Raw genomic sequence first — 11,493 nt, forward strand, 5'->3', positions numbered from 1 at the left:
CATGAATGCACGCAAGGCTGTGCCGTTATTGATTTACATACTGTTCCTGCTGGTGCCGATCTACTGGCTGCTGAACATGTCGTTCAAGAGCAACACCGAGATTCTCGGTGGCCTGACGCTCTGGCCGCAGGATTTCACCCTGGCCAATTACCGGGTGATCTTCACCGACCCCAGTTGGTACAACGGTTATCTCAACTCGCTGTATTACGTGTGCCTGAACACGGTCATTTCCCTCGCTGTGGCATTGCCAGCGGCTTATGCGTTCTCGCGCTACCGGTTCCTGGGCGACAAGCATCTGTTCTTCTGGCTGCTGACCAATCGCATGGCGCCACCGGCGGTGTTCTTGCTGCCGTTCTTCCAGCTCTATTCCTCGATCGGCCTGTTCGACACCCACATTGCCGTGGCGCTGGCGCATTGCCTCTTCAACGTACCGCTGGCGGTGTGGATTCTGGAAGGCTTCATGTCGGGCGTCCCCAAGGAAATCGACGAGACGGCTTATATCGACGGCTATAGTTTTCCTCGCTTCTTCGTGAAGATCTTCGTGCCGCTGATTGGCTCCGGCATCGGCGTGACGGCGTTCTTCTGCTTCATGTTTTCCTGGGTAGAGCTGCTGCTGGCGCGCACCCTGACGTCGGTCAACGCCAAGCCCATCGCGGCAGTCATGACGCGAACCGTATCGGCTTCGGGTATCGATTGGGGTGTGCTGGCGGCGGCAGGTGTATTGACCATTCTGCCGGGCATGCTGGTGATCTGGTTTGTTCGCAATCACGTGGTCAAGGGCTTTGCCCTGGGCCGGGTCTGAGGAGTCGAGATATGGAGTGGATGGCCTGGACTTCACTGACGGCGGGTTTCTTCGGCTCTATCGCTATGCTGCTGGTGGGCATGACGGTGTGGGAGCTGAGTTCGCCCTGTGTCGAGCGGCGCGGTTTTCTGCCGATCGAGACCAGCCGTGGTGATCGTTTGTTTATCGGACTGCTGGCAAGTGCCTACCTGCATTTGTTGGTCATCGGCGTGACGGACTGGAGTATCTGGGTCGCCTCGCTGTTATCGCTGGTGTGGTTGTTTGTCGTAATGCGTTGGGGGTAGCCGAGCAACTGTTCGTGCCGGGACTGTCCGGGAGGCGGCAACGTGCCCTGGGTAATAATCATCTGGAGGTGTCTATGTTCTACAAAAACAACAAGCTGAGACATAGCGTGGCGCTGGCTTCGATGCTGGCATGCAGTGGATTAAGCATTACGGCGTGGGCGGATGCCTATGAGGATGCCGCGAAAAAATGGATCGGCTCCGAATTCAAGCCTTCGACCCTGACCCCCGAGCAGCAGTTGGCCGAGCTGGAATGGTTCATCAAGGCCGCTGAACCGTTTCGCGGTATGGAAATCAAGGTGGTGTCGGAAACCCTGACTACCCACGAATACGAATCCAAGACCCTGGCCAAGGCGTTTACCGAAATCACCGGGATCAAACTCACCCATGATCTGGTGCAGGAAGGGGATGTGATCGAGAAGATCCAGACCCAGATGCAGTCGGACAAGAACATCTATGACGGCTGGGTCAACGATTCGGACCTGATCGGCACCCACTTCCGCTACGGGAAGGCGCAATCGCTGACCGAACTGATGGCCAGCGATGCCGGCAAAAAGGTGACTTCTCCGACCCTGGACCTGAAAGACTTTATCGGCCTGTCTTTCACGACTGCGCCGGACGGCAAGGTCTATCAATTGCCTGACCAGCAGTTCGCGAACCTTTACTGGTTCCGTGCCGACTGGTTCGAGCGTGCGGACCTGAAAGCGAAGTTCAAGGCCAAGTACGGCTATGAGCTGGGCGTGCCGGTCAACTGGTCGGCCTACGAGGACATTGCCAAGTTCTTCAGCGAAGACGTCAAGGAAATCGACGGCAAACGCATTTATGGCCATATGGACTACGGCAAGAAAGACCCGTCCCTGGGCTGGCGTTTCACCGATGCCTGGTTCTCCATGGCCGGTGGCGGCGACAAGGGCTTGCCCAACGGTTTGCCGGTGGACGAGTGGGGGATTCGCGTAGAAAACTGCCGTCCGGTGGGCTCCAGTATCACTCGCGGTGGCGACACCAACGGTCCGGCTGCGGTGTTCGCGACTCAGAAATACATCGACTGGCTCAAGGCCTATGCACCACCGGAAGCGGCAGGCATGACGTTCTCCGAGTCTGGCCCGGTGCCTTCTCAGGGTAACGTCGCGCAACAGATCTTCTGGTATACCGCCTTTACAGCAGACATGACCAAACCCGGCTTGCCGGTGATGAATGCCGATGGCACGCCCAAGTGGCGCATGGCTCCTTCACCTAAAGGTCCATACTGGAAAGACGGTATGAAGCTGGGTTACCAGGATGTGGGATCGTGGACTTTCCTGTATTCGACGCCTGAAAAACAGCGGCTGGCAGCCTGGCTGTACGCGCAGTTCGTGACCTCGAAAACCGTTTCCCTGAAGAAAACCATCGTGGGCCTGACGCCGATTCGCGAGTCGGACATCAACTCCAGGGAAATGACCGAGCTGGCGCCCAAGCTGGGTGGTCTGGTGGAGTTCTATCGCAGCCCGGCCCGTGTGCAATGGTCGCCAACCGGCACCAACGTCCCTGATTATCCGAAGCTGGCGCAACTGTGGTGGAGTCACGTAGCGGAAGCGGTCACCGGCGAGAAAACCGCGCAGCAGGCGCTGGATGGTCTGGCCAAGGATCAGGATTCGATCCTGATGCGTCTTGAACGCTCCAAGGCTCAGGAGAAGAGTGGTTGTGCGCCGAAGCTGAATCCGGAAACCACGGCTGAAGAATGGTACAAGAAGGGCGAGGCGTCCCCGGATGGCTGGGCTGCTCCGCAGCGCAAACTGGCCAACGAGAAGCCGAAAGGCGAAACAGTGTCTTACTCCGAGCTGCTCAAGAGCTGGGAGGCGGCACGCAAGTAATCGGTGACAGAAATAAAAACGGCACCTCATGAGGTGCCGTTTTTCATGGTGGAAACACTCAGTCGTGCAGGGTTTCTGCAGCGTACAGGGTGTTTTCCAGCAAGCAGGCGCGAGTCATCGGGCCAACGCCGCCCGGGACCGGAGTGATCCAGCCAGCGCGGGGCAGGGCGGTTTCGTACACGACGTCACCTACCAGCTTGCCGTCTTCCTGGCGGTTGATACCCACGTCGATGACGATGGCACCGGGCTTGATCCACTCGCCCTTGACCAGGCCGGGTTTGCCGGCGGCTACCACCACCAGATCGGCGCGGCCGACATGGCCTGCCAGATCCTTGGTGAAACGGTGGGTCACGGTCACGGTGCAACCGGCCAGCAGCAGTTCCATCGCCATCGGACGGCCGACGATATTGGAAGCGCCGACAACGACTGCGTCCAGCCCGTACAGATCGACACCCGTGCTTTCCAGCAGGGTCATGATCCCTTTCGGGGTGCATGGACGCAGCAGCGGGATGCGCTGGGCCAGACGGCCGACGTTATAAGGGTGGAAGCCATCAACGTCCTTGTCGGGACGAATGCGCTCAAGCAGCAGCGAGGCATCCAGATGCGCGGGCAATGGCAGTTGCAGCAGAATGCCGTCGACTTCGGCGTCGCCATTGAGGCGATCGATCAGTTCGGTCAGCGCAACCTGTGTAGTCTCGGCGGGCAGGTCGTAGGCCTGGGAAATGAAGCCGACTTCCTCGCAGTCCTTGCGCTTGTGAGAGACATAAACCTGGGAAGCGGGGTCGCTGCCCACCAGAATCACCGCGAGGCCTGGCGTGCGCAGGCCTTGCTCGCGACGTTCGGCGACACGTTTGGCGATCTGCTGGCGCAGGCTGGCGGCGATCGCTTTGCCGTCGATAAGTTGTGCAGTCATGACGCGTGATTAACCATCGAGAGGGAAAAAATGAGCGCGCATTCTCGCATGACATGGCGCAAGGGCAAAGGCGCTTGGTCTGTATATTCAGCTAACTCCTTTATCTAACTGAATTTTTTTCAAAAAAGAGTTGACGACCCTGGGGGGCGTCTATAAGATTCGTCGCACTTGCCGGGCAGCACCCAGCACTGCTGAAGAAGCTGGCGCTGGTTGATGTGAGTCAGGTGGGGTTGAAGTTCAACTCGACGTGATTGAAAGCCTTCTAATTTGTACTCGATAAGAATGCAGATTATATAAGTGCCCGTAGCTCAGCTGGATAGAGCATCCGCCTTCTAAGCGGATGGTCGCAGGTTCGAGTCCTGCCGGGTGCGCCATTTAATGGCGGCTTTGGCACGGTAGGTAAGTTGTAAGAGTTGCATGCAATATGGTGGGCGTAGCTCAGTTGGTAGAGCACAGGATTGTGACTCCTGTTGTCGTGGGTTCGATCCCCATCGTCCACCCCATATTCAGAGAGGCGCCAGATTTATTACACATAAACTGGCGCCTTTGCTTTAAAAGCTTGTAACGCGGATGTGGTGGAATTGGTAGACACACTGGATTTAGGTTCCAGCGCCGCAAGGTGTGAGAGTTCGAGTCTCTCCGTCCGCACCAAGATATAAAGAGTGAAGTTCCTGAAACGTTCACTCTGAAAGAAGCCGCCTAGTGCGGCTTTTTTTGTTTAAGCGTGTTGGTTTCATCGTCTCGCAGGTCGGTTGGCAGGTTGCCGTCGGTCGAGCGGGGCGCGCTACGCGGATGGAATCGGTAGCGGTCCGGTGCACGTGCTTCCTTTATATAGCCCGTGCCAGACGCGTTGCCGGTGCTGTAAGGGCCTTGTTGTCTTTGCTCGCCAGCAGTCCGATTCCATCCTCTTAAATCTGCCCTTTTTCAGTAGGGTGACTTCTTGAGTTTGACCCACTAGAATGCATGCCCTTGATTCTGGGGTCGGAAACGGCCGGCTAACGTCTGTGCAACGAGGAATATCCATGCAAGTTTCTGTTGAAAATACTTCCGCTCTTGAGCGCCGCATGACCATTGGCGTGCCTGCCGAACGCATCGAGACTGAAGTCAACAAGCGTCTGCAGCAGACCGCACGTAAAGCCAAGATCCCGGGCTTCCGCCCTGGCAAAGTGCCTATGAGCGTGATCCGTCAGCGTTATGAAGATGGCGCACGTCAGGAAGCGCTGGGCGATCTGATTCAGGCTACCTTCTACGAAGCAGTGGTCGAGCAGAAGCTGAACCCGGCTGGCGCACCTGCTGTAGAGCCTAAGTCCTTCGAGAAAGGCAAGGACCTGGAATACATCGCCACTTTTGAAGTGTTCCCTGAGTTCACCGTCGCAGGTTTCGAGTCCATCTCCGTCGAGCGCCTGTCCGCTGACGTGGCTGACAGCGACCTGGACAATATGCTGGAAATCCTGCGCAAGCAGAACGTTCGTTTTGAAGTGGCCGATCGTGCTGCCCAGAACGAAGACCAGCTGAACATCGATTTCGTTGGCAAGGTTGACGGCGAAGTCTTCGCTGGCGGCTCTGCCACTGGCACCCAGCTGGTTCTGGGTTCCGGCCGCATGATCCCAGGTTTCGAAGATGGTCTGGTTGGCGCCAAGGCCGGTGAAGAGCGCGTTCTGAACGTCACCTTCCCTGAGGACTACCAGAACCTGGAACTGGCTGGCAAAGCCGCCGAGTTCACCGTGACCGTCAACAGTGTTTCCGCACCAACGCTGCCTGAGCTGAACGAAGAGTTCTTCAAGCAGTTCGGTATCAAGGAAACCGGTATCGAAGGTTTCCGCACCGAAGTTCGCAAGAACATGGAGCGTGAGCTGCGTCAGGCCATCAAGTCCAAGGTCAAGAACCAGGTCATGGACGGTCTGCTGGCTGCCAACCCGATCGAAGTGCCAAAAGCGCTGCTGGAAAACGAAGTCAACCGTCTGCGCGTCCAGGCTGTTCAGCAGTTCGGCGGCAACATCAAGCCTGACCAACTGCCGGCCGAGCTGTTTGAAGAGCAAGCCAAGCGTCGTGTCGAGCTGGGCCTGATCGTTGCTGAAGTGGTCAAGCAGTTCGAGCTCAAGCCAGACGACGCTCGCGTTCGTGATCTGATCCAGGAAATGGCCTCTGCCTATCAAGAGCCTGAGCAGGTTGTTGCCTGGTACTACAAGAACGAGCAGCAAATGAACGAAGTACGTTCTGTTGTGCTTGAAGAGCAAGTTGTAGATACTGTTTTGCAGAAAGCTAGCGTGACCGACAAATCGGTCTCCTACGAAGAAGCGGTCAAGCCGGTAGAAGCTCCAAAAGCCGACTGATTTCTCCTTTCGTTCGAAAACACCCACAAGCCAGCCTTCGCGCTGGCTTGTGCGTATTCAAGACTCGACTATTTGGGAGTGAATGCAGGACATGTCCCGCAATTCTTATATTCAGCAGAACTCTGACATCCAGGCCGCTGGCGGCCTGGTCCCGATGGTTATCGAGCAGTCCGCCCGTGGCGAACGCGCCTATGACATCTACTCGCGCCTTCTCAAGGAGCGTGTGATCTTTATGGTTGGTCCGGTAGAGGACTACATGGCCAACCTTATTGCGGCGCAACTGCTGTTCCTTGAAGCGGAAAACCCGGACAAGGATATCCATCTCTACATCAACTCACCGGGCGGTTCGGTGACTGCAGGCATGTCGATCTACGACACCATGCAGTTCATCAAGCCGGACGTATCGACCATCTGTATCGGTCAGGCCTGCAGCATGGGTGCTTTCCTGCTGGCTGGCGGTGCCGAGGGCAAGCGTCATTGCCTGCCTAACTCGCGGATGATGATTCACCAGCCGTTGGGCGGTTTCCAGGGGCAGGCGTCGGATATCGACATCCATGCCAAGGAAATCCTGCACATTCGTCATCGCCTGAACTCGCTGCTGGCCCATCACACCGGTCAAAGCCTTGAAACCATTGAGCGCGATACCGAGCGCGACAATTTCATGAGCGCTGATCGCGCGGCGGAATACGGCCTGATCGACTCTGTGATCAACAAACGTCAAATGCCTGCCTAAGTAACTCAAAATGTAGGTGGTTGGACCAACCGACCACCTGCGGACTTGAAAAAGCCCGCAATAGCCTTCATCTTGTGTTGCAAGCCTACCGGATTGGATCGATCGAATGACTGACACCCGCAACGGCGAGGACAACGGCAAACTGCTCTATTGCTCCTTCTGTGGCAAAAGCCAGCATGAAGTGCGCAAATTGATTGCCGGCCCCTCGGTCTTTATCTGCGACGAGTGCGTCGACCTGTGCAATGACATCATCCGCGAGGAGGTGCAGGAAGCACAGGCAGAAAGCAGCGCGCATAAATTGCCTTCGCCTAAAGAAATCAGCGGCATCCTTGATCAGTATGTAATTGGTCAGGAGCGTGCCAAAAAGGTTCTCGCAGTAGCGGTGTACAACCACTACAAGCGCCTGAACCAGCGCGACAAGAAAAACGATGATGTTGAACTCGGCAAAAGCAACATCCTGCTGATCGGCCCTACAGGCTCCGGCAAGACCCTGCTCGCCGAAACCTTGGCGCGCCTGCTCAATGTGCCGTTCACCATCGCCGATGCCACGACCCTGACCGAAGCCGGTTATGTCGGCGAGGACGTGGAAAACATCATTCAGAAGCTGTTGCAGAAATGCGATTACGATGTGGAAAAGGCCCAGATGGGTATTGTCTACATCGATGAAATCGACAAGATTTCCCGCAAATCCGACAACCCTTCGATTACTCGTGACGTTTCCGGTGAGGGCGTGCAGCAAGCCCTGCTGAAACTGATCGAGGGCACCGTGGCTTCCGTTCCTCCTCAAGGCGGACGCAAGCATCCACAGCAGGAATTCCTGCAGGTGGACACGCGCAATATCCTGTTTATCTGTGGCGGCGCTTTCTCGGGCCTGGAAAAAGTCATCCAGAACCGTTCGACCCGTGGCGGCATCGGCTTCAACGCCGAAGTACGCAGCAAGGAAGAAGGCAAGAAGGTTGGCGAATCCCTGCGTGAAGTCGAGCCTGACGATCTGGTCAAGTTCGGTTTGATCCCCGAGTTCGTGGGCCGTCTGCCAGTGCTGGCGACGTTGGACGAGCTGGATGAGGCTGCGCTGATGCAGATCCTCACCGAGCCGAAAAACGCCCTTACCAAGCAGTATGCCAAGCTGTTCGAGATGGAAGGTGTGGACCTCGAGTTCCGTACCGACGCACTGAAATCGGTTGCTCGTCGTGCGCTGGAGCGCAAGACAGGTGCCCGCGGTCTGCGTTCAATCCTGGAAGGCGTATTGCTCGACACCATGTATGAAATCCCGTCGCAGACCGACGTGAGCAAAGTGGTGATCGACGAGAGCGTTATCGATGGCTCGTCCAAGCCGTTGCTGATCTACGAAAACAGCGAGCCGCCTGCCAAGGTTGCTCCTGACGCGTAAAGCGCAGCAAGAGACGTACAGAAGGGGGCCTGCGGGCCTCCTTCTGCATTTCTGCATCGCCGCTTTTTGCATTCCCAGGGAACGTTTTCCCTCCGCGGGCCACTAGTATCCTGTCCAGTGAGTCATTTTGCTCTTTTGACAGCGCCTGTAACCGCCTGATTGTGTTGCCATTCCTCGTCATGACCGGATGCGGCGGCCTGTCCGTCAGCTGCGCTCGTTCGTCAAAAAGAGAGCGTATTTTCAAAACAGGCCACTAAAGCTTGTTTTTTTTGAACGCTACCCCCATCTTGACTTCAAGCTACTTCCACCTGTCCACGGCCAATTGGCCGCCGTAGAGGCGAAATCATGAAGACCACAATCGAATTGCCTCTCTTGCCATTGCGTGATGTTGTGGTTTATCCGCACATGGTTATCCCGCTGTTCGTGGGGCGCGAGAAGTCTATCGAAGCTCTAGAAGCAGCGATGACCGGCGACAAGCAAATCCTGTTGCTGGCGCAAAGAAATCCGGCTGACGACGATCCCGATGAGAAAGCCCTTTATAGCGTAGGCACCATTGCAACCGTATTGCAGCTGCTCAAGTTGCCTGACGGTACCGTAAAGGTGCTGGTCGAAGGCGAGCAGCGTGGCTCTGTCGAGCGTTTTATCGAGGTCGAAGGTCATTGCCGCGCAGAAGTCGCGCTGATCGATGAGACCGAAGCGCCGGACCGTGAGTCCGAAGTTTTCGTACGCAGCCTGCTGTCGCAGTTCGAGCAGTATGTCCAGCTTGGCAAGAAAGTCCCTGCCGAAGTCCTGTCGTCGCTCAACAGCATCGATGAGCCGGGTCGTCTGGTAGATACCATGGCAGCGCATATGGCGCTGAAAATCGAGCAGAAGCAGGAAATCCTCGAAATCATCGACCTGCCAGCCCGTGTCGAGCACGTACTGGCCTTGCTGGATGCCGAAATCGACCTGCTGCAGGTTGAAAAGCGCATTCGCGGTCGCGTCAAGAAGCAGATGGAGCGCAGCCAGCGCGAGTATTACCTGAATGAGCAGATGAAGGCCATTCAGAAAGAACTGGGCGATGGCGATGAAGGCCACAACGAAATCGAAGAGCTGAAAAAGCGCATCGAAGCCGCCGGCTTGCCGAAAGATGCCCTGGCCAAGGCGACCGCCGAGCTGAACAAGCTCAAGCAAATGTCTCCGATGTCGGCTGAAGCCACTGTGGTGCGTTCCTACATCGACTGGCTGGTTCAGGTGCCGTGGAAGGCACAGAGCAAGGTTCGCCTCGATCTGGGGCGCGCTGAGGCCATTCTCGACTCCGACCACTACGGTCTGGAAGAGGTCAAGGAACGCATCCTTGAATACCTCGCCGTGCAAAAGCGGGTGAAGAAGATTCGCGGGCCTGTACTGTGCCTCGTAGGGCCACCGGGTGTGGGTAAAACCTCCCTGGCCGAGTCCATCGCCAGCGCGACCAACCGCAAGTTCGTGCGCATGGCCCTGGGTGGCGTGCGTGATGAAGCCGAGATTCGTGGTCATCGCCGGACTTACATCGGGTCGATGCCAGGTCGTCTGATCCAGAAAATGACCAAGGTTGGCGTGCGCAACCCGCTGTTTCTTCTCGATGAAATCGACAAGATGGGCAGTGACATGCGGGGCGACCCGGCGTCGGCACTGCTTGAGGTGCTGGATCCCGAGCAGAACCACAATTTCAACGACCACTACCTGGAAGTCGATTACGACCTCTCGGATGTGATGTTCCTGTGTACCTCGAACTCGATGAACATCCCGCCAGCGCTGCTGGACCGGATGGAGGTCATCCGTCTGCCGGGCTACACCGAGGACGAGAAGGTCAACATTGCCGTCAAATACCTCTCGCCAAAACAGATTCAGGCCAATGGCCTGAAAAAAGGCGAAATCGAGTTCGACGACGATGCGATCCGCGACATCATTCGCTATTACACCCGTGAAGCGGGCGTGCGCGGTCTCGAACGTCAGATTGCCAAGGTCTGCCGCAAGGCGGTCAAAGAGCATGCGCTGGAAAAACGTTTTGCAATTCGTGTCACGACCGAGATGCTCGAACACTTCCTGGGCGTGCGCAAATTCCGCTACGGTCTGGCCGAGCAGCAGGACCAGATCGGTCAGGTTACCGGTCTTGCCTGGACTCAGGTCGGTGGCGAGTTGCTGACCATCGAAGCCGCTGTCATACCGGGCAAGGGGCAGTTGATCAAGACCGGTTCGCTGGGCGATGTCATGGTCGAATCGATCACTGCGGCGCAGACCGTCGTGCGCAGCCGGGCCAAGAGCCTGGGCATTGCGCCGGACTTTCACGAGAAGCACGACACCCACATTCACATGCCGGAAGGGGCCACTCCGAAGGATGGTCCTAGCGCTGGCGTAGGCATGTGCACGGCGCTGGTATCGGCCCTGACGCAGATTCCGGTACGGGCCGATGTGGCCATGACCGGTGAAATTACCCTTCGCGGGCAGGTGCTGGCGATTGGTGGCCTGAAGGAAAAACTGCTGGCGGCGCATCGCGGTGGGATCAAGACCGTGATCATCCCGGAAGAGAATGTGCGTGATTTGAAGGAAATTCCTGACAATATCAAGCAGGATTTGCAGATCAAGCCCGTTAAATGGATTGACGAAGTCCTGCAAATTGCGCTGCAATACGCGCCGGAGCCCTTGCCGGATGTGGCTCCCGATATTGTTGCAAAGGATGAAAAACGCGAGTCTGACTCTAAGGAAAGAATTAGCACGCATTAAGTCTGTGTGGGCTTCCTTGACAGCTTTTTAAGGCCCTTGTTATAAAGCGGCTCTTTAAAGCAAGTACCAGCAAGCCCACCAGTGCTCGTTTTGCTTACCACCAAAAACTTAGAAACATACTCAATATAGAGATAAGGGGACTTAGAGTGAACAAGTCGGAACTGATTGATGCTATCGCTGCATCTGCTGATATCCCGAAAGCTGCTGCTGGCCGTGCGCTGGATGCAGTGATCGAATCCGTCACTGGCGCTCTGAAGGCTGGCGACTCTGTTGTTCTGGTTGGCTTTGGTACTTTCTCCGTTACAGATCGTCCTGCTCGTATCGGTCGCAACCCACAGACTGGTAAGACGCTGGAAATCGCTGCTGCTAAAAAACCAGGTTTCAAAGCCGGTAAAGCCCTGAAAGAAGCGGTCAACTAAGCCTCTTCAAGCCTTTGCCCGCCGGGTCGG

Annotated in this window: 9 protein-coding genes and 3 tRNA genes; 11 read left to right on the forward strand and 1 reads right to left on the reverse strand. The window is 56.5% G+C overall.

Annotated elements, in window-relative coordinates; all coding sequences use genetic code 11:
• Position 1 precedes the first annotated feature (1 nt).
• From KGD89_RS07715 to KGD89_RS07725, 3 genes are all read left to right on the forward strand, one after another.
• Positions 2-802, forward strand: coding sequence for a carbohydrate ABC transporter permease (locus tag KGD89_RS07715; protein ID WP_025259218.1), 801 nt, complete (start codon positions 2-4; stop codon positions 800-802).
• Between the two features lie 11 nt (positions 803-813).
• Complete coding sequence (locus KGD89_RS07720) at positions 814-1,086, forward strand: DUF2160 domain-containing protein (RefSeq protein WP_025259219.1); 273 nt, start codon at positions 814-816, stop codon at positions 1,084-1,086.
• Positions 1,087-1,160: 74 nt separating this feature from the next.
• Positions 1,161-2,933: an ABC transporter substrate-binding protein gene (locus tag KGD89_RS07725; protein WP_025259220.1), complete on the forward strand. Its 1,773-nt coding sequence runs from the start codon at positions 1,161-1,163 to the stop codon at positions 2,931-2,933.
• A gap of 58 nt (positions 2,934-2,991) precedes the next feature.
• Here KGD89_RS07725 and folD read toward each other — a convergent pair whose 3' ends face one another.
• Positions 2,992-3,846 (reverse strand): bifunctional methylenetetrahydrofolate dehydrogenase/methenyltetrahydrofolate cyclohydrolase FolD, encoded by an 855-nt coding sequence (folD, locus tag KGD89_RS07730; protein WP_025259221.1) that lies wholly within the window; start codon positions 3,844-3,846, stop codon positions 2,992-2,994.
• Positions 3,847-4,143: 297 nt separating this feature from the next.
• Between folD and KGD89_RS07735 the strand changes: the two genes are divergently transcribed.
• The 8 genes from KGD89_RS07735 to KGD89_RS07770 all read left to right on the forward strand — a co-directional run bounded on the left by KGD89_RS07735 (position 4,144) and on the right by KGD89_RS07770 (position 11,463).
• Positions 4,144-4,220, forward strand: a tRNA-Arg gene (locus KGD89_RS07735).
• 53 nt (positions 4,221-4,273) lie between these two features.
• A tRNA-His gene (locus KGD89_RS07740) sits at positions 4,274-4,349 on the forward strand.
• 63 nt (positions 4,350-4,412) lie between these two features.
• Positions 4,413-4,497, forward strand: a tRNA-Leu gene (locus tag KGD89_RS07745).
• Between the two features lie 371 nt (positions 4,498-4,868).
• On the forward strand, positions 4,869-6,179 hold the full coding sequence (tig, locus tag KGD89_RS07750) for a trigger factor (protein ID WP_025259222.1): 1,311 nt from the start codon (positions 4,869-4,871) through the stop codon (positions 6,177-6,179).
• A gap of 91 nt (positions 6,180-6,270) precedes the next feature.
• Positions 6,271-6,912 (forward strand): ATP-dependent Clp endopeptidase proteolytic subunit ClpP, encoded by a 642-nt coding sequence (clpP, locus tag KGD89_RS07755; RefSeq protein ID WP_025259223.1) that lies wholly within the window; start codon positions 6,271-6,273, stop codon positions 6,910-6,912.
• Positions 6,913-7,018: 106 nt separating this feature from the next.
• Complete coding sequence (clpX, locus tag KGD89_RS07760) at positions 7,019-8,302, forward strand: ATP-dependent Clp protease ATP-binding subunit ClpX (RefSeq protein WP_025259224.1); 1,284 nt, start codon at positions 7,019-7,021, stop codon at positions 8,300-8,302.
• Positions 8,303-8,647: 345 nt separating this feature from the next.
• Positions 8,648-11,044, forward strand: a complete 2,397-nt coding sequence (gene lon, locus KGD89_RS07765; RefSeq protein ID WP_025259225.1) for an endopeptidase La — start codon at positions 8,648-8,650, stop codon at positions 11,042-11,044.
• Positions 11,045-11,190: 146 nt separating this feature from the next.
• Entirely contained in the window at positions 11,191-11,463 is a 273-nt protein-coding gene (locus KGD89_RS07770) for an HU family DNA-binding protein (protein WP_002552737.1), read from the forward strand.
• Positions 11,464-11,493: the final 30 nt, after the last annotated feature.

The organism is Pseudomonas cichorii (assembly GCF_018343775.1).
GTDB classification, from domain to species: domain Bacteria; phylum Pseudomonadota; class Gammaproteobacteria; order Pseudomonadales; family Pseudomonadaceae; genus Aquipseudomonas; species Aquipseudomonas cichorii.

Coding starts and splice junctions, on each gene's coding strand:
- KGD89_RS07715 (WP_025259218.1), top strand. CDS start 2: ATGAATGCACGCAAGGCTGTGCCGTTATTGATTTACATACTGTTCCTG.
- KGD89_RS07720 (WP_025259219.1), top strand. CDS start 814: ATGGAGTGGATGGCCTGGACTTCACTGACGGCGGGTTTCTTCGGCTCT.
- KGD89_RS07725 (WP_025259220.1), top strand. CDS start 1,161: ATGTTCTACAAAAACAACAAGCTGAGACATAGCGTGGCGCTGGCTTCG.
- folD (WP_025259221.1), bottom strand. CDS start 3,846: ATGACTGCACAACTTATCGACGGCAAAGCGATCGCCGCCAGCCTGCGC.
- tig (WP_025259222.1), top strand. CDS start 4,869: ATGCAAGTTTCTGTTGAAAATACTTCCGCTCTTGAGCGCCGCATGACC.
- clpP (WP_025259223.1), top strand. CDS start 6,271: ATGTCCCGCAATTCTTATATTCAGCAGAACTCTGACATCCAGGCCGCT.
- clpX (WP_025259224.1), top strand. CDS start 7,019: ATGACTGACACCCGCAACGGCGAGGACAACGGCAAACTGCTCTATTGC.
- lon (WP_025259225.1), top strand. CDS start 8,648: ATGAAGACCACAATCGAATTGCCTCTCTTGCCATTGCGTGATGTTGTG.